The organism is Murimonas intestini, assembly GCF_024622195.1.
Classification (GTDB): domain Bacteria; phylum Bacillota; class Clostridia; order Lachnospirales; family Lachnospiraceae; genus Murimonas; species Murimonas intestini.
Genome location: NZ_JANKBI010000012.1, coordinates 1 through 19650 on the forward strand (window position 1 = coordinate 1; position 19650 = coordinate 19650).

General features: G+C 39.0%; 18 protein-coding genes. All 18 read left to right on the forward strand.

What is annotated here, in order from left to right; translation table 11 throughout:
• Positions 1 to 223 precede the first annotated feature (223 nt).
• Positions 224 to 1666 (forward strand): sugar transferase, encoded by a 1443-nt coding sequence (locus NSB28_RS15905; protein WP_109624989.1) that lies wholly within the window; start codon positions 224 to 226, stop codon positions 1664 to 1666.
• 59 nt (positions 1667 to 1725) lie between these two features.
• A complete protein-coding gene (locus tag NSB28_RS15910; protein ID WP_109624988.1) occupies positions 1726 to 2961 on the forward strand; it encodes a nucleotide sugar dehydrogenase in 1236 nt (411 codons plus the stop codon).
• Between the two features lie 44 nt (positions 2962 to 3005).
• Positions 3006 to 3461, forward strand: a complete 456-nt coding sequence (gene pssD / locus NSB28_RS15915) for a PssD/Cps14F family polysaccharide biosynthesis glycosyltransferase (protein WP_109624987.1) — start codon at positions 3006 to 3008, stop codon at positions 3459 to 3461.
• Between the two features lie 18 nt (positions 3462 to 3479).
• Positions 3480 to 3965 (forward strand): PssE/Cps14G family polysaccharide biosynthesis glycosyltransferase, encoded by a 486-nt coding sequence (pssE, locus tag NSB28_RS15920; protein ID WP_109624986.1) that lies wholly within the window; start codon positions 3480 to 3482, stop codon positions 3963 to 3965.
• A 15-nt stretch (positions 3966 to 3980) separates the two neighbouring features.
• A complete protein-coding gene (locus NSB28_RS15925; protein ID WP_109624985.1) occupies positions 3981 to 4952 on the forward strand; it encodes a glycosyltransferase family 2 protein in 972 nt (323 codons plus the stop codon).
• Between the two features lie 166 nt (positions 4953 to 5118).
• On the forward strand, positions 5119 to 5529 hold the full coding sequence (locus NSB28_RS24730) for an acyltransferase (protein WP_276538663.1): 411 nt from the start codon (positions 5119 to 5121) through the stop codon (positions 5527 to 5529).
• A 4-nt stretch (positions 5530 to 5533) separates the two neighbouring features.
• Positions 5534 to 6457: a glycosyltransferase gene (locus NSB28_RS15935; protein WP_257497483.1), complete on the forward strand. Its 924-nt coding sequence runs from the start codon at positions 5534 to 5536 to the stop codon at positions 6455 to 6457.
• Between the two features lie 552 nt (positions 6458 to 7009).
• The gene (locus tag NSB28_RS15940) at positions 7010 to 7885 is read left to right on the forward strand and encodes an O-antigen ligase family protein (protein ID WP_257497482.1); all 876 of its coding nucleotides are present in this window, start codon (positions 7010 to 7012) and stop codon (positions 7883 to 7885) included.
• Positions 7886 to 7900: 15 nt separating this feature from the next.
• Positions 7901 to 9049: a glycosyltransferase family protein gene (locus NSB28_RS15945; protein ID WP_109624981.1), complete on the forward strand. Its 1149-nt coding sequence runs from the start codon at positions 7901 to 7903 to the stop codon at positions 9047 to 9049.
• A 41-nt stretch (positions 9050 to 9090) separates the two neighbouring features.
• Complete coding sequence (locus NSB28_RS15950; RefSeq protein ID WP_109624980.1) at positions 9091 to 9819, forward strand: acyltransferase; 729 nt, start codon at positions 9091 to 9093, stop codon at positions 9817 to 9819.
• Between the two features lie 36 nt (positions 9820 to 9855).
• Positions 9856 to 10800: a glycosyltransferase family 2 protein gene (locus NSB28_RS15955; protein ID WP_109624979.1), complete on the forward strand. Its 945-nt coding sequence runs from the start codon at positions 9856 to 9858 to the stop codon at positions 10798 to 10800.
• Between the two features lie 216 nt (positions 10801 to 11016).
• Positions 11017 to 12828 (forward strand): pyruvate formate lyase family protein, encoded by a 1812-nt coding sequence (locus tag NSB28_RS15960; RefSeq protein ID WP_257497480.1) that lies wholly within the window; start codon positions 11017 to 11019, stop codon positions 12826 to 12828.
• Positions 12825 to 13604 carry a radical SAM protein gene (locus NSB28_RS15965; protein ID WP_109624977.1) on the forward strand — a complete coding sequence of 260 codons (780 nt, stop codon included), beginning with the start codon at positions 12825 to 12827 and terminating at the stop codon, positions 13602 to 13604. Before NSB28_RS15960 ends, NSB28_RS15965 begins: the two co-directional genes overlap by 4 nt.
• Positions 13605 to 13623: 19 nt before the next feature.
• A complete protein-coding gene (locus NSB28_RS15970) occupies positions 13624 to 15081 on the forward strand; it encodes a flippase (protein ID WP_109624976.1) in 1458 nt (485 codons plus the stop codon).
• Positions 15074 to 15808, forward strand: a complete 735-nt coding sequence (locus NSB28_RS15975; protein WP_109624975.1) for a tyrosine-protein phosphatase — start codon at positions 15074 to 15076, stop codon at positions 15806 to 15808. Before NSB28_RS15970 ends, NSB28_RS15975 begins: the two co-directional genes overlap by 8 nt.
• A 6-nt stretch (positions 15809 to 15814) precedes the next feature.
• A complete protein-coding gene (locus NSB28_RS15980) occupies positions 15815 to 16738 on the forward strand; it encodes a hypothetical protein (protein WP_109624974.1) in 924 nt (307 codons plus the stop codon).
• Positions 16739 to 16770: 32 nt separating this feature from the next.
• Complete coding sequence (locus NSB28_RS15985; protein WP_109624973.1) at positions 16771 to 18159, forward strand: polysaccharide biosynthesis tyrosine autokinase; 1389 nt, start codon at positions 16771 to 16773, stop codon at positions 18157 to 18159.
• A 26-nt stretch (positions 18160 to 18185) separates the two neighbouring features.
• Positions 18186 to 19649 (forward strand): CpsD/CapB family tyrosine-protein kinase, encoded by a 1464-nt coding sequence (locus tag NSB28_RS15990; RefSeq protein ID WP_109624972.1) that lies wholly within the window; start codon positions 18186 to 18188, stop codon positions 19647 to 19649.
• Position 19650 lies beyond the last annotated feature (1 nt).

The following is a 19650-nucleotide window of genomic DNA, read 5'->3' on the forward strand; positions in this document are numbered from 1 at the left end:
ACATAATTGTTATTATGTAATACAAGGCGAAAACACATAATTGTTATTATGTTGTGTGGCAATTGAGAAGGCTTAGTTCTTATTCAGCTTATAGGATGTATCCATGCCGTCATTGTTAAAAACAGAAGCATAAATTTTCATTCCCAGATAGTGCTGGCACGCAATGACAGGGATCGATATGGAAGAAAATAATTTAATCTTCTGTAAACTAAGGAGCTGTATTATGTATTGGAGAATTTCAAATAGCTGGTTAAAACATGTAGATTTTATGGTTCTGGATTTAATTATTGTAGAAATATCATTTGCACTCTCTGTAATGGTGAGGTCTGGTTTTAAAGGTATCTATAATATAAATCTTTACAGGGAGATGTCTATAATCCTGTTTCTTGTTACTGTCTGTGTAATATTTTTGACTGGAAATTACAGAAGTATCCTGAATAGAGGATATTTGAAAGAATTAAAGGCTACAGCCGGCCAGGTGGGATATGTAACTGCCTGTGAAGGGCTGTACCTGTTTTTAACAAAACAGTCAGATGATTTTTCACGCATCTCTTTTTTTTGTTTTATCTTATTTTACTTTCTCCTTTTATACTCTATGCGCTGTATATGGAAATGCTATCTGAAAAAATATGGCGGAGGTTTTGACAGAGGACGTGCGGTACTCATCATTGTATCATCGGATTTGGCTGCAGATATGGCTGAACATTTGGAAAAAAGCTGCAGGAAGTCTATGAGGATAACAGGGATTGGGATAGTAGAAGAAGAAAACAAGATAAAGGCAGCAGGCGTTTATCCTGTAGTAGCTTCGGGTAAGGAAGAGATACTGGAATATATTCAAAACCACTGGGTAGATGAAGTACTGGTACAGATTTCAGATAAAACAGAATATCCGGACAAACTAATAAGGATATGCGGAGAGATGGGGGTGACGGTTCATTTCTGTCTGAATTTTCCCGGGAATGTGCATGACACGCAGATCCTGGAAAAGATATGCGGATATCCTGTTATAACTACATGTATCAGGGCAGCGACTCCGCGTCAGGCTTTTCTTAAACGCTTGATGGATATTTGCGGAGGCATGGTTGGTACACTTCTCACAGGAATCATGCTTATCATTTTTGGCCCAATGATATATGTGGCGTCTCCCGGCCCTGTCTTTTTTTCACAGGATAGAATCGGAAAAGGCGGTAAAAAATTCAGAATATATAAATTCAGGAGCATGTATATGGATGCGGAGGAGAGAAAAAGAGAGCTTATGGAAAAAAATCAGATTGAGGGACATATGTTTAAGCTTGACGCTGACCCAAGAATAATTGGAAGCGGCCCCGATGGCACAAAGCATGGCCTGGGCTGGTTTATACGAAAGACCTCTATTGATGAATTCCCACAATTCTGGAATGTACTCAAGGGGGAGATGAGCCTGGTAGGCACCAGGCCTCCTACTGTGGATGAATGGGATAAATACGATTTCCATCATCGTGCAAGGATGGCAACTAAGCCCGGGATTACAGGGTTATGGCAGGTAAGCGGCAGAAACCGTATTACTGATTTTGAAAAGGTAGTTCAGCTGGATATGGAATATATCCAAAATTGGACATTAGGTGAAGATATAAAAATCCTTATCAGGACTTTAGGGGCCGTGGTAAAAGGCGATGGAGCGATGTGATAAATGTTAAATAATAATCTGTAAAGAAGCAGATATGGCAAATGAAAAGAGGAATTTATATGAAGCAATATAAAATAGCGGTTGCAGGAACAGGCTATGTAGGTTTATCTCTGGCATGCCTGCTCTCACAGCACAATCATGTCGAAGCAGTAGATATCATCCAGGAAAAAGTTGATAAAATCAATCATCGTATCTCTCCACTGGCAGATAAGGAGATTGAAGAATATTTAAAATACCATGATTTAGACTTAAAAGCTACAGTTGATGGAAAGGCTGCATACAGGTCAGCAGATTTTGTGGTTATTACAACGCCTACTGATTATGATGAAGGCAAAGACTACTTTGATACCAGCTGCGTAGAGCAGGTGATTGAAACTGTCACAAAAGTAAACCCAGATGCAGTTATAGTCATTAAATCTACAGTACCTGTTGGCTATACAGAATATATCAGGAAAAAATATAAATTTGGAAATATAATTTTTAGTCCCGAATTTCTTCGGGAAGGGCGTGCATTATACGATAATCTTTATCCAAGCCGTATCATAGTGGGGCGTCCTTCTGATGATGAACATCTGGTTAATGCAGCAGAAACTTTTGCAGGACTGCTGCAGGATGGAGCAATTAAAAAGAATATCCCGGTATTGTTTACAGGATCAACTGAAGCAGAGGCGATAAAGCTGTTTGCCAATACATTTTTGGCAATGAGAGTAAGCTATTTTAATGAAGTGGATACATTTGCAGAAATACGCGGGCTAAACACGGCACAAATTATTGAAGGAATCAGCCTTGACCCGCGTATTGGTTCACACTATAACAATCCATCCTTTGGATATGGAGGATATTGTCTGCCTAAGGACACGAAACAGCTGCTGGCAAATTACCATGACGTGCCTGAAAATATTATAAAGGCAGTGGTGGATGCTAATCGGACCAGAAAAGATTTTATCGCGGAGCGTGTCTTTGATAAGGCAGCAGCTCATTCTGAAAAAAGTGCGGGAACCAGGAATAAAAATGTTGTGGTAGGTGTGTATCGTCTCGCCATGAAAGCTGAAAGTGATAACTTCCGGCACAGCAGTATACAGGGAGTTATTAAAAGACTCAGGGATAAAGGCGCAAAGGTTATTATATATGAACCTTCACTGGAAGACGGCAGTGTGTTTTTAGAAAATGAGGTTATCAATGACTGGGCAGTGTTCCGGGATGAGGCAGATACTATAATTGCCAACAGATATAATGATGAACTGGATGAAGTAATTGATAAAGTCTATACACGGGACTTATACTGCAGAGATTAGAAAAATCTGCAAGTGTACTTGTATAAAACAGGAGGGATGCAGAGATGAAATTGTGTTTTGCAGCATCTTCGGGAGGACATCTGGAAGAAATCATGTGTCTGCACAATATTGTCTGTAACCATGAATCATTTTTATTAACAGAAAAAAATGAGTTAGGTTTAAATGGAAAATGGAAAAATGTGTGGTTTGTGGAGCAGATTAACAGGAAAGAAAAGGGAGCCGCAGTCAAGCTGATTAAAAATTTTATAATTTCGTTTCGTGTTCTGCACAGAGAAAAACCAGACTGCATAATTTCTACAGGCGCTCTGGCAGCGTTTCCAATCTGCCTGATCGGAAAGATAATGAGAAAGAAAATCATATATATAGAATCCTTCGCAAGAGTTGATAAGCCATCCCTGACCGGACGGTATATGAAATACATAGCAGATCTGTTTTTAGTACAGTGGCCTGAGATGCTGGAGTTTTATCCAAGAGCAGAATATGTTGGAAGAATATTTTGAAATCAGAGGTAAACAAAAATGATATTTGTAACAGTTGGTACTCAAAAATTTCAGTTAAACAGGCTGCTGGCTTCGATAGATGGATTAGTTGAGAAAGGCATTATCGAAGATACTGTATTTGCGCAGACAGGCAATTCAACTTATGCTCCTAAGCATTATCAGTCCCAACGTTTTTTGAACAGAGATGAGTTTTTGAAAACTATAAAATCATGCAATCTATTAATAACACACAGCGGGGTTGGAACAATTATAGAGGGACTGAACTTTGGAAAACCAGTGATCGTATTTCCGCGAAGAAAAGAATACGGAGAACATGTTGATGATCATCAGCTGCAGATTGCAGAGGCATTTGAAAAGAAAAACTACATATTAGTCTGCAGGGAAGAAGATCAGCTGGAAAAAGTTATTAAGTCATCTGAGAAAAAGATTTTCGAAAAATATGTATCCGGGCAGAAAGCAGTTGTTGAGAGGATTGAAAAGTTTCTGGAGACAATAGAAGATTAATATTTGGAGATACAAATGAAAAAAATCAGTATTGTTATTCCTGTATACAACAGTGAAAAGTATTTAAATAAATGCCTGGATTCAATCTTAAGGCAAACCATGCAGGATTATGAAGTAATTATCGTAAATGACGGGTCAGACGACAATTCTCAGAGTATTATTTGCGAATATGCCAGCAGGTATCCCGGATTGTTCACCTTCACAAATGTAGAAAACGGAGGACAGGGAAGGGCCCGCAATTTGGGCATACACATGACATCTGGGGAGTATATCGTTTTTATAGATTCAGACGATTATATTGCACCCGAAATGTTAGAGGTACTTTATCATAGGGCGAAAGAAAAAAATGCGGATATGGTTGTCTGCAACTATATAATCGTCCATGAAAATGGAGATAAAGAAGAAGTCATATCCAAGAAATTTATGAGTCAGAAAGATATGTTTATTGATCCTGATGTATCACCGTGCAACAAGATCTACCGGGGAGAGATGCTGCGCAATAGTGACATACATTTTCCGGAAAAAGTTTTCTATGAGGATACCGCGTTTTATTTGAAATTGCTTCCTGATCTCGGCACCATAATATCAGTAGATGATTTTCTTTATTATTATGTTATTCATGGAAATTCCTCTACACATGGGGAACAGGATTGCCGGGTAAAGCATATTTTTTACGTTATGGACGACGTACTTAAATATTATGTTAATACTAATAATTTTTATAAGTTCTACTATGAGCTTGAATATGCATATGTAAAAATTTTATTATGCAGTTCTATGGGACGTATATGCAGGGTTAAGGATAAGCACTTCAGAAAGAAAATGCAGAAAGAAACTTTATATAAAGTAAATTCCAGGTTTCCGGACTATAGGAAGAACCCTTATCTGAAACATGGTTTAAAGGCATTTTATATGAAACATGCGGCTTTATGGAATATATCAGGATGCACTTTTTTAATGAGAAATCTTAAAATACATCAAATATGAGGACTAGTGTATGAGCTGCTGGAAACTAAAAGAAGTAAAAAAATTAATACAGAAGACAGTATTTTTTTGTCTGCCATTCTCTGACATGCGAAGCAGATTTATTAAAAGACATCACATATTTTTTAAATGCGGTGAAAATTTATTTTATCAGCCCAGAAAAATTCCAATGGATCCTAAATTGATCAAAATACATAATAACGTAGTCGTTTCTGCTGATGTCAGGTTTATAACACATGATGTGATACATTTATTAATGCGAAATATAGATCCGGATCTCTCTGTACAGCATCTTGGATGTATTGAAATTTTTGACAATTGTTTTATAGGGGCCGGTGCCCAGATTTTAGGGGGTGTCAGCATTGGCCCTAATGCCATTGTCGCCGCCGGAGCAGTAGTTACTAAAGATGTATTGCCAGGAACAATTGCAGCAGGTATCCCGGCACGGAAGGCAGGTACCTTTGAAAATCTGAAGGCAAAACGGAGAGCAGAATGTGAGAAGATCAAGGCTGCCGGGATGGATAACCGAACAGAATATGAGTGGAGGAAATTTGACAGAAAACATAAACAGGAAAGGTAATCAGATGACTACATCAGTTATATTGTCGTGTTACAACGGGAGTAAATATATTATTGAGCAGCTGGAATCACTGCGCAGACAGACGAGGATACCGGATGAAGTAATTATTGCAGATGACTGTTCTTCTGATGAAACCGTCCGGAAAATCAGAGAATATACAGACAGATATAAATTAGATAAATGGAAAATATATGTGAATAAACATAATAAAGGCTGGCGCTGTAATTTTATCCATAGTTTTGCTTTGGCGTCCTCAGACATTATTTTTCCATGCGACCAGGATGATATCTGGAATCCTGAGAAGATCGAAATGATGGCATCAGTTATGGAGAAGCATCCTGAAATTGGAGTACTTGTTTCAAATTTTAAAGTACTCAACTATGTTCCGGAAACTAAGATTCCGGGTGTATACGCTATGAAATATGATAACAGTCTGGAAAAGATAGAATTTACTTCCAGATTTATGAATATAAGGCGTCCGGGCTGTGTTTATGGTTTTAAGTCAGAATTTATGGGTTTAATCAAACAAATATGGACAGAGAACCAGTCACATGACGCTTTGCTGTGGCGGTTAGGCATGATTACAGATTCACTCTATTTATATTGTTTTGAGTCAATAAAATGGCGCCGCTTTGAAGGCTGTGCGACATTTAATACCTTAGATAACTGGGAGGAAAGAAAAAAAGAGTATGCAGGATGGATTGAACAGTGTACGTTCTTTGAAAAATGGTTAAGCAAAAGAGATATAGAAGGTAAGGCTTATAAAATTAAAACTGTAAGGAAATGCAGGAAAGCAGCGGAACTAATATTCAGGATAAAGGAAAAAAACAGAATCCAGGACTACATGATGCTTACTTTATATGGGAATTTATTTGCAAATCCTAAAAGTGTCTATAAAGAGATATACCAGTTACTGCGTCATAAGTAAGGAAGAAATCGTAACTATTCAGCCAGTCTGTGCATTTGCAGGAAATATATAATTAACGGAGATATAAAAATGAGGTTTATTAACACAGTTAAAATTCCAAAGATAAACTGGAGAGCATTAAGGCACGGACAAATAAGCTTTAGGATGATCGCAAATTTATTTATAATCAGCCTGCTTATTATACCTTCGTATTTTGGCATAAGAATCGGATTTTTTGATTTGACGGCGCTTAGGGTTATCGAAATTCTATTATACTTTTCAATATTCTCAAGCGGCAGAAAACGTCAGGAGTTTATATCTCTTTTAAAGCATTGTAAACACATAGTATGGATAGCATTATACGCAGTTATTGTGATTTATACGAATTTGTTTCATTTGAGTCTTAATACAATATTTTACTGGTTTACAAATGTTTTTATGGTACTTTTTGCCGTCATGTATTTGCTGAGGTATGAATATTCACCGGAGCAGTTTCTTTCTCTCATATACAAATGTTTATTGTTCGTCTGTTTATTGAGTCCGCTGGAGCTTGTTATAGGAAAATCGCCATTTTTGTACTTGAATACTCTTGGCAAAGAGGTAGGCAGCGTACAGCGGTTTGATGCAATGCGTATTAAAGGACCCTGTTGGGAGACAAATTCATATGGTTTATATTTAATGATCTTTTTTCCTTTTATCTGTTACGATGTCAGGCAGAAAAAGATAGATCTGTGCAGCCAGCCGCTGCTTTTGGTACTTTTTATAGTAAACATTTTTCTGACCGGCGCAAGGCTTGCCATAGGTCAATTGGCGCTTTCCGTATTTCTGATTCTGATCCTGTCAGGAAAAAAAGAGGTAAAGAAGGCGTTGTTATTTGCCGGGGTATTTATGCCTGCAGTTTTACTGTTTTTAATCATATTCAGGGACGGGATGGCCCAGGGAATCTGGAGGACGATTTTTAGCGCTGTTGATTTCATATTTAATACAGATTATTCAGTGAGATTCGGTGCACAGGCCGATATTCTGGAGGACAGTGCATATTACCGTGAGCTGTTGTTTAACAACACTATTTTAAAAAACTGGCCTGACCCTCTGCTGGGAAGGGGAGGGGCTTTTAATTTCCACTTGTACATTGAGGGGTATGACATTAAATCTATTGATAATTTTTATGTTGCCCAATATGTAACATACGCCTGGCCCGGACTCATAGCATGGATATTTATGTCGGTATCTTATTTTACAGATTCTGTAAAAAAGGCAGTTAAAAATATAAATCTGGCCAAACTTTTTGCAATATGCTGGATTTGCTATTTTATTGGTTTATGGTATCTGGACCAATTGCAGACATTTCCGTTAATGATGATATTTTTTGCATTGGAAGATAGTATTACTGCAAAGAGTAAAAGATCCACTTTATTTGAAAAATATGACAGCAGTTTAGCAGAATAGGATGATGGTTTATTAATGAGAAAAATATTATATATAAATCTTAGTTTTATGAATTATCAGAATAAGACCCTTGCTCAGCTGCACAGTTTTGAACGTGCAGGATTTTTAACATATGCAGGGACAATGGAGAGAAGGCAGGAATATGTAGTACAAACCATTTTTGAAGTAAGGCAGGGAAGGGCAGGAAGAGAGGTTGCCCATTGGGAATATGATGCAGCCTTATTCAAAACCAGAAGCAGGATTTATCTTTCTGATGTATTTAAACATTTTAACGGGTGGATAACAGAAAATAAAATTGAATTAGTCTATATACGCCGTCTGCTTCAGAGAATATTTTTTAGCGATAAATTCTTCAGGGCCATGAAAAATTCAGCAAAAGTCATTTACGAATTGCCTACATATCCATTAGACCCAAGTGACAGACTGTCAGACCGTTTTAATGAAAGAGTAGAGATGATGTATTTTAAACTCTTTGTTGAACCAGGGTTAGATCTTGTAGCAGTCTGTCTTCAAAAAGATTGTGTCCTCCCTGAAAAATACCTGCCGTTTTCTAATGGTATAGATGCCCAAAGGTACAAGCCCGGAAAAATACCAGAACTGAAAGAAGAATTCAGATGTATAGCCTTTGCACATGTCAGGTATTGGCACGGCTATGAACGTGTTATTGAAGGGATTAAAAAATACCAGGGGCCATACACTTTAAGATTTGACATTTATTCTAATGAGAATAATACCACAGAAGAATTAAAAAAAGCGGCAGCGGAATATGGGCTTATGGACAATATTGTATTGCATGAAGCAGTTCCGCTGGAAGAGATGTCCGGCGCCGCTGCAGGCTGCCACATAGGCATTGGAGGGCTGGCGTACCACAAACGTGGCGCTGCCCTGGATACGTCATTAAAAAGTAAAGAATATGCAGCATTAGGCTTACCTTTTATCTATGAAGTGCCGGATATGTCCATCAATGAAAACTGGCCTTATCATTTCAGGATCCCTCAGGATGATACACCCATTGATTTTGAAAAGGTCATCCTCTGGTACAAATCATTGCCTCCAGATTACAAGGTAAAGATGCATGAATTTGCTGCTGCCTATCTGCAGTATGATACAGAAGTGAGAGATATCAAAAATAGATTGTTTAAATCAGACAGGAGCATTAATTGAAGTATTTGTTGAGAGTGAGAAATAAAGTACGGCGGATTTTTATGAAGCAGCTGATAAACTGGGGAATGAAGCCGGAGACTTCAGATGAACTGAATTATTATCTGCAGAAAAAGGATCTGAAGGTTGGAAAGAAGACGTTCTTTTTTGATGCGAAATCTACATTTGTGGATGTACAAAGGCCATGGATGCTGGAAATAGGCAGTTACTGCAAAATAGCCAGGGGAACTATTATCCTTCAGCATGATTACAGCCGTTCAGTGCTGCGCAGATATTATGGACAGATCCTGTGTGAGGCGGGAAAAACTGTTATTGGGGATAATGTTTTTATTGGTATGAACAGTATTATTTTGATGGGAACACACATTGGAAATAATGTGATTATTGGCGCAGGAAGTGTAGTTAAAGACAATATACCGGAAAATGTAGTTGCAGCAGGGAACCCTGCAAAAATAGTATGTACTTTGGAGGAATATTACAAAAAAAGAGTACATGAACAATTAAACGAGGCTTTTATATGTGTAAAAGAATATTTGAAATTCTATGGAAAATATCCAACTGTCAAAGAAATGGGAGCTTTTTTTCATCTATATATGAAAAGGGATATCAGTGAATTAGAAAGAGAAGGACTGTTTCTTGACTGGCACGGGGATGAAAGAGAGGAGATACTTGAATCTTTTATGAATACAGAACCTTTATTTCAGGATTACAGCGGGTTTCTGAAATATTGTGATGAAAGAATCAGGAATGATACAGCAAATAGCGGGAAGTGAGATTGAAAAAATCAGCAGATCAGGAGGCGGATTATTATGAATCCAGGTGTAACAGCGGTGGTAGTTACATATAACCGAAAAGACTTACTCATAGAGTGTCTGGAGGCGATCCAGTCACAATCGTATCCGGTCAGCAGTATTTTGCTGATCGATAATGCCAGTACAGATGGAACGCATGATGCACTAAATGATAAAGGATTTTTAAAGAATAATAATTTTATTTATTGTCTCATGGAAACAAATCTGGGTGGAGCCGGAGGATTTCATGAGGGTTTCAGGCGTGCAGCTAAATTAAAAAATGATTTTATATGGATAATGGATGATGATACAGTTCCGGAAAAAAATGCTCTTGAAGAACTGATATCTGCAGAACGGTATCTCAATATAAAAAATGAGAAGGCCAGTTTTCTGGCCAGTACTGTATTTGGAGAAAATGGAGAGGCAATGAATGTACCCCAGATAGATGGCAGAGTAGCCCCAAATGGCTATTCTGACTGGTACAGATATCTGGATGAGGGCATTGTTAAAATTAAAAATGCTACGTTCGTGTCATTGCTGATACCTGTAGATTCAATAAAAAAATGCGGACTGCCGTACAAGGATTTTTTTATCTGGGGAGATGATGCTGAATATACACAGCGCCTGACTGAAAAGGCCGGAAGGGCATATCTCGTCGGAAAGTCAAGAGTCTGCCATAAACGGAAAAATGCAAAAGCTTTACTTTTATATGAAGAAAAAGATACAGGAAGAATGGATATGTACCATTTATTTTACAGAAATAATCTATTAAGCAGCAGATTCTATAATAAAAGAGAATATCACAAAATACTCTGCTCTTATATACGTGAAATTTTTGTACATATCATAAAATACAGAAATTTTAAAAAAGCGAAAATAGTTATTAAAGGTATTTGTGAAAGCTGTTTTCAGTATCCCGCATTTGTGAGGTATGTAAAGAAGCAGTTAAAGATAGATACTTAAGCATCGTTTATTAAAGAGGTAGATGAGATGCATAATGGGAAAAAAATAAAGACGTTATCAAAGGCTGGCCGTCATTTACATATGGCAAAAAACAGAGCATGGAAGAAAAATAAAATAGTAAAACAAAAAAATCATCAATATTATGCTGATATTTTAAAGAACATTCTTTTTACAAAACTAATAGATGATAAGCAGCCCGGACAGCAAATAGTACATATGCTGAAAAAGACAAAGATGCATTATGAACGTGGAAACAGATTTTATTATTATATAGATGAGAATGTTTCCTTATGGTCAGATAAGCCGGTGATCCATAATCTTCCATTAGACTATACCCTTATTGCCCATGCATCTTTAAAAGAAATAAAAAGAGTGGCGTGCGGCAAAAAGATTAGTAAGGAAATGAGAATTACAAATGAAAATATATTGTCTGCAGTGGAAGAATATCTATTGAGATGTGTTAAATACCTGAAAAATCTGGGGACTTTAGATGCCGCAGAGCGGGTAAGCAGGATTATTACAGAAAAATCACGAAATATGGAAGACGCCCTGCAGCGCATACTCATATGGAATCAATTTCTGCATCAGTCAGGGCACACTTTAATGGGACTGGGGCGCCTTGATAAAATATTGGACCGCTACTGTGAAGGGCTCAGCAATAAAGAGACAGAAGATATACTGACAGATTTCTGCATATGCCTGCACAGGCATTACATATTTAAAAGCCAGGCGCTGCTTGGGGATACTGGACAGCTGATTGTTCTTGGAGGTCTTGAGGAAGACGGAAGCTACTTCTGCAACAATATAACTGGGGCATTACTGGATATTATATCCAGGCTGAACCTGCCTGATCCCAAACTGCTTCTGCGTGTCAGTGCCTCTATGCCCCGTAAGCTGGCGGCAAAAGCATGCAGCTGTATTGTCAAAGGGAACGGAAGTCCCCTGCTTTCTAATGATGATCTTATTATTCCGCTGATGCAGGAATTTGGTTACGAAAAAGAAGACACATATGGCTATTGTACGTCTGCCTGCTGGGAACCGCTCATACCAGGAAAAACAATGGATCAGAATAATCTGGACAATGTTATTTTTGCAGGACCTATGGCGGATTTTCTAAATGTTTTAGAGCAAAGTAAATACCAAAATTTTGAAAGCCTGCTGAATGATTATTGTAAAGAAATAGAAAAACAGGCAAAAAGATGTGCTGAATCAGCGTCAGCTATCAAATGGAAAGAGGACCCGTTACTTACAATGTTTTATCCAGACTGCCTGATGTATGGGAGGGATATCTCAGAAGGGGGAGCCAGATATAACAATTACGGCCTTCTTTCTGTTGGACTCTCTAATACGGCAGACGCTCTGCTAAATATAAAAAAGGCTGTATATGAAGAAAAAAAATTTACCTTGCAGGAACTGAAAGATGTCATGAAGCAGGAGGAAATATTTAAAAAACTTAGTTCAGTGTCCCCTCATTTTGGAGATGACAGCGATATTGCAGTACAGGTCAGCCAAAGACTGTTTGATGCAGCTAAAGCAGGTATCGCAGACGTGCGGAATTCTTTTGGAGGCAGATTTAAAATTGGGTTATCATCCCCGGGCTATGTTGACTGCGGCAAAAAAATACCGGAAACGCCTGATGGCAGGAGAGCAGGAGAACCTTTAGGAGTCCATATTTCAAGTATGCACGGACAGGCCTATACGGAATTAGTGTCATTTGCAGCGTCCTTAGATTACAGCAGGGGAGGTTTTAATGGGAATGTTGTCGATATTATGGCAGCGCCTTCTTTCATAGAAAACAACTTTGAAAAATTTGTTGACTTTCTGCAGTTTGGCATCAAGCGCGGCTTCTTTCAGATGCAGATGAATGTGGTAAGCAGCAGTATCTTACTTGAGGCTCAAAAACATCCGGAGAAGTTTACAGGACTGATCGTGCGGGTGTGGGGATTTAGTGCATATTTTAATGATCTGCCTGAAGAATATAAAAATCTGCTCATCAGACGGGCTCTGCAGAATGAGGGAAAAGTATGATTGAGGAGACATCAGATTCATATCTGATTGGTAATATACAGAGGTTTTGTCTGCAGGATGGTCCGGGAATACGTACAACTGTATTTTTAAAAGGCTGCGGTATCAGGTGCCCCTGGTGTGCGAACCCGGAAAATCTGGATAATAAGATAGTTCATTATCAGACCGGAAGCAAACCTGGAGCATATGGAAAATATTATACAATAGACCAGCTAAGAGAGGTATTGCTGCATGATATTCCGTTTTATTCCTCAGGAGGAGGAATTACATGGTCAGGAGGGGAAGCGCTGCTTACACTTCCAAAGCTGGGCAGGCTGGTTTTGGATCTAAAAGAATACGGTATAAACCAGGGGGCGGAAACGTCTGTTTTTGTATCAGATGAGCAGCTGGAATTTGCCGCGGAAAATTTAGACTGGTTCATAGTGGATATTAAAATACTTCAGCCTGAAGGGTGTTTAAAATTTCTGAAAGGAGATATTAAACAATATATACGGAATGTTGAAAAGCTGGCAGATAAAAAGAAGATATTATGTTTCAGGATCCCTCTTGTAGAACCTTATACATATAATGATGAAAACCTGACATTAATAATTGGTTTTCTTAAGAAATACCAGCAAATACCTGTTGAAATTTTTAAAGTCCACCGCCTGGCAGAAAAGAAATATAACATACTTGGCAGAAGGATGGATTCGTATACGGAATTATCTGATGAAAGATTAGAACAATTTTATGAGAGATTAAAGAAAAATAATATAGATGTGGAAATAATACAGATGTAGAAGAAAGGCACAGTGGGATATGAAAAAAAGCATTAGAATAAACTATCTTTATAATGTCAGCTATCAAATTTTAATACTTTTAACTCCAATTTTAACTACCCCATATACTTCCCGTGTGCTGGGAGCAGAAGGGATCGGGTTATACAGCTTTACTGCTTCAGTAGTTTCCTATTTTGCCTTGTTTGCAGCATTAGGCACCTCTACATATGGACAAAGGCAGATCTCGTATATCCATGAAGACCGTGAAGAGCGCAGCAGAGTATTTTGGAACACAGTTATTCTCAGGTTTATGACTGTTGCAGTAAGTATGCTGATATACTTTTTGTTCTGCATGAAACAGGGCGGGAATCAAATGTATTGGATACTTTCAATTAATATTTTGACGGTTGCATTTGATATTTCCTGGTTTCTGCAGGGTATGGAAGAGTTCGGAAAGACGGTGCTGAGAAATGTGATTTTTAAGCTGGCAGGAATTATTTTTATTTTTGTGTTTGTTAAGTCCCAGAATGATCTTCTGATATATGCTGCCGGCCTGGTAGGTCTGGAATTGCTGAGCAATATTTCACTGTGGTTCTATCTGCCGCGCTATATAGACAAACCGGACTTGAGAAATTTACATCCCTGCGTAAATTTAAAAACAGTAATTTCTCTGTTTATACCAACTATAGCGATTCAGATTTATACGGTTTTAGATAAGACAATGATAGGAATTTTTTCACCCGGTACAGCGGAGAATGGTTATTATGAACAGGCCTTAAAATTGTCAAAAATGGTTTTAACGCTGGTGACATCACTTGGAACAGTGATGATTCCCCGCATTGGTTACTATTTTAACCACAGGGAAAACAGGAACGTGGAGATGTATATGTACAGAGGGTATAATTTCGTGTGGTTTTTAGGTATTCCTCTGACATTTGGGCTGATCGGCATTTCAGGAAATTTAGTGCCTTGGTTTTTAGGGGCAGGCTACGATAAGGTGATCCCTCTGCTGTGTGTGCTGAGCTTCCTTGTCCTGGCGATAGGGATCAATAACGTTACTGGCATGCAGTATATGATACCTACACAAAGACAAAATATGTTTACATTAACAGTATGTATAGGTGCAGGCGTTAACTTTATACTAAATGTTTTTCTTATTCCTGTATTTTATTCTATTGGGGCAGCGATAGCTTCCGTCTTGGCGGAGACAGTAATAGCACTTGTACAGCTTTATATAGTGCGTAAAGAATTTTCGGTTAAGAGAATTTTTCTGCTGTCCAAAAATTATCTGATTGCGGGAGGATTGATGTTTTTTGTTTTGCAGTGGGAAAATATTATGCTTTTCCCTTCGTTTTTAAATACGGCAATTATGATGGTTAGTGGTGCATGCATCTATTTTGCAGTACTGATCCTTTTAAAAGATAAATTTTTTAAAGATAACATTAACAGGATAGCAGGTTCTTTTTACAGGATAAATAAGAAAGGAAAAAATGGTTGATATCCACGCTCATATTCTGCCAGGTTTAGATGACGGCGCAGGGAATTTAAAAGAGGCGGCTGACATGGCGGCCATGGCAGGGTTTACAGGAACACATCATATGGTGGCAGCCAGCCACTGCAGTTATCATACATATGATATTAGAGGCTATATTAAAGCTTTGAACAGACTGAGGAAAGTTTTGTATGAAAAAAAGATACCAGTTACTCTTTATCCGGGGATGGAAATTTTACTGGATGAGAACACGCAGCTGATGGTGGAAAGCGGCAGGTTTCTTCCTGTGAATGGTACGGATTATCTCCTGGTAGAATTTCCGTTTAATGAGAGTACGGGAAATGTCTGCAGCAGGATATCTATGCTGCAGAAGCTGAATTACAGGATAATATTGGCTCATCCGGAAAGATATTATTTTATGCAAAGGGATCCGGGGCTGGCATATTTTCTTGAAAGAAAAGGTTGTGTACTGCAGATAAACAAGGAAAGCCTGTCTGGCGGGTTTGGAGTACGGTGCAGGGAGCTGGCGCATGGTTTTCTGCGGAATGGAATAGCCGGTGTGATCGCCTCAGACGCGCATGGGACAGAGGTGCGTACACCTGCTATGGGGAAACTGGCAGAGGTTCTTATGAAGTCTTATAGAAGACGTGATATTCATATCTGGCTGTCAGAAAATCCCAGCAGAATATTAAAAGGCTATGAAACGATCAGGCTCAGAGGCATAGAAAGGTAAGGCAAAATGAAAAGAATTAAAAACATCGTTGGCATTATATTTTTTGTTTCACTTATAGCTGGTATCTATTACTTATATATAAATGAAAAAGCAGCTGACCCTAAGGGCCCTGTACTCAGCGCAAGATCAGAAAGTATAACGGTAGGACTGGATGCCAGTGACCAGGAAATACTGGAAGGGATAGCGGCTTTTGATGATAAGGATGGAGATGTATCGGACAGTATACTGATTGAAAATATCAAAAAGCAGGAGGAAGGAGAAGATAATGCTTTTACCGTGACTTATGTGGCCTTTGATAAATCTAATAATGCAGGCAGGATTTCAAGAACATTATACTATGAAGATTATAGAAAACCACGGTTTACTCTTACACAAAGATTGAGGTTTCCGGAGAATCAGGACTTTTCATTATTTAATTATGTGCATGCAGATGACTGCATTGACGGGGATATTTCACCATTTATCACTTTTTACGGCAATGATACTATTCCGGAAAAACCTGATAAGGGAATCTATGACTGTACGCTTCAGGTTAAAAACAGCGTGGGAGATTCAGCGCTGCTTCCTGTTCAGATAGAAATTTATGAGGACAGTTATGAGGAACACTCACTGCGGCCCCAGATAATTTTAAAAGAATATCTGACTTATATAGAGAAGGGGGATAAATTCAGACCGGAAGATTACCTGGACTATGTAAATGATCAGGGAATCCTGCTGATCGGACCCGCACAGGATAAGACAGAGAATACAGATAATACAGATAATACAGAGGACATGACGTCAGACGCACACAGCATATCTGTTTCCAGGATCGATATTCATTCTGATGTGGATACTGATGTTCCGGGTATATATTCAGCAGAATATTCCTATAAGTCAGAAAAGACAGGCTATGAGTGCAATGCATCTTTAATAGTGATCGTAGAGTAACTACCTCATAAACAGAAAGGACGATAACGGATATGACACCGAAGAATTTACAGCGGGGACAGGATTATGCAGGTTTTGACATTCCTTACCTGCGGCGTTCCATTTGCCGGTTTCTCCAGATAATCCTGATGACGGCAGGAATATGCGGGATTGTATCATTCATTTTTTTGAATTATTACATGCCGGCGGAATATACTGCCACAACGAATCTGGCGGTGATACCAAGGGACAATTCTGCCTCAAAACTGAATGATTACAATATGAATGCAGCAGTAGCCAGATGTATGAGCGCATTAAACAGTGATACATTAAAAGACCAGATGCGGAAAACAGAAGATGGAGAAAAGCTTGCGGGAAGAGTGGAGGCGGAGCAGACAGGAAGCAGCAATGTTATAAAGCTAAAGGCATCAGCAGGGACTTCACAGGATGCGTTCCGTCTTTTAAAAGCAGCATTAAAGGCATACCCTTCTCTGTCAGGTTATTTTGAATCAGGATATCTTTTGAACAGCCTGGAGCCTCCGTCAGCAGACAATATAACGGCTGGCCGTGATAAGTCAATGCTGTATTCATGTGTTGTGATCTTAATGGTATTAATCGCAGGAGCAGGACTGGTTGTACTGAAATGTCTGTTTGGGGATAAGATCTATAGCGGAGACCAGGCAGCCTGTTTATTAGATGCAGATTATCTGGGCAGTATTGTATACCAGAAGAAAAATAAGCAGAAGTCCATCCTGATATCTCAGAGTGCCACGGATATTGCTTATGTTGAAGAGATGGATAAACTTACCACAAGGATTCAGGAAAAAATGGAAAATTCCCAGATGAAGTCTCTCATGATTGCAAGCATTAAGGAAAATGAAGGGAAATCAACAGTTGCTGCAAATCTGGCATTAAGTTTTGTACGGCGGGGGAAGAGGGTAATGCTGATAGACGCTGATCTGAGAAGGCCGGCACTTGCAAAGATCTTTGATATCACTCTGGAAAAGGAACAGGAATTATCCGAATATCTGAAGGGCAATTCTGAACTGAGACAAGTCATATACAAAGGAAGAGAACGGGAATTATACTGTGTATTTCAGTGCAGCCCGGAAGCTGAACCGGATAAGCTTCTGACTCGTCAGGCATTCCGGGAATTATTCAGACTTATGTCAGGTAAAGTAGATTATATCCTTTTTGATACGCCTCCTGTAGGCATAGTAAGAGATTCTGAGGCGATAGCAGAATTCTGTGACGCTGCTGTGGTTGTCATGAGGCAGGACAGAGTGGGGGCCGGTATGGTGAACGATGTGACAGACACTCTTGAAGAAGCAGGCGCAAATGTACTTGGCTGTGTGCTCAATGCAGTAAAAGGCGGCGGCACATCAGGAGACAGAAGAAAAAAATATGACAGATATTACAGCAGTTATGGGAAAGAATCGTAGCAGTACCCGGAGATAGGAGTAGAAAAATGCAGGATGATTTACAAAGAGGATTATATGATGATGAAATTGCAATGGATCTGGGCGGTATGATGGATGATTATCTCAGATGCTTTCGAAGATACTGGATGCAGATAATACTTGCTTTAGCAGCTGTAACTGCTGCGACAGTTTTATATCTGAATATTACATATCAGCCTGTTTATGAAGCCAAAATTACATATTCAGTAACAAAAACAGGTGATACGGCCATAGACGCATCTATAGCAAAGCGGCTGAGTCAGACGGCACCAGGTATAATAACCGGCGTAGAATTTACAAAGGAAATGCTGGCTATGGTTGAAGGGGAGACAATAAACCCCAACTATAAAATTACTGCATCCAACACAGAGGGGGCAAATCTGTTTACGATTACAGTTTCTGCAAATAATTATCTGAATGCTGATACCATAGCAGACCTGCTGGAGGTGATTTACCCAGAGTGGGCCTCCAGATCAAGCGGAACTGTAGAGATGCAGGTGGTTGACAGGGTGGAATCCGGAGGTGTTCCGGTTAACAGCTATTCTCTTGTTGATTCCATTGTAAAAGGGATCATTTATGGATTGGCATTCTGCTTTATATGCGCAACAGGATACGTACTGACAATCAAAACAGTCCGGAAAGAAAGTGATATGAAAAAAATTACAGATCTGGGCTGTCTGGCACTTGTGCCAGAGGTACGCTTCAAAAAGAGGAAAAATAAGAAAAGAAATCAGCTGCTTATAAATAAAAAGAGAGTTGACTTGTCATTTAAGCAGTCGGTATTATCCGCCCAGCAGCGTCTGGAGAAACGCCTGGAGCAGTCAGATAAAAAGGTGCTGCTTATTAGCAGTGCCCTTCCTCAGGAAGGGAAAAGTGTTTTGTCAGTAAATCTGGCACTGGCCTTCAGTGAGAGAGGAAAAAAGACAATATTGATAGATGCAGATATGAGGAGCCCCTCTGTCAGCAGTATTTTGGAGACAGATCCAGGGAAAAACGGGCTGGGAGAGTATCTTACGGGCAAAGCCGGTCAGGACAATATCCTTGTAAGAATAACAGAAAACCTGCATCTGATACCGGCCGGAAAAATAAAAGGTGAGCTGTCCGTGATTCTGGATAATGACAGAATGGAGAAACTGATGGAGCAGCTTAAAGTATCATATGATTTTATCATTATTGACACTCCTCCCTCACATATGTTTGGGGATGCGGCATTGATGATGCGTTATACAGATGCTTCTGTATATGTCGTCAGGTATGACTATGCTGAGATTAATGAGATCAGGGAAGGGATCGCAGAAGTGAACCGGGGGCAAAAACTGATGGGATATTTGCTGAACCGGGGCCAGAGAGGCATATCATCATATGGAGGGTACGGCTATGGAAGATACGGTTACTACGGAAAATATGAAAAATACAGCAGATATGTACAGAACAGTGAGGAGGAAGAGTTAGACACAGAGAGTACTTTATAGC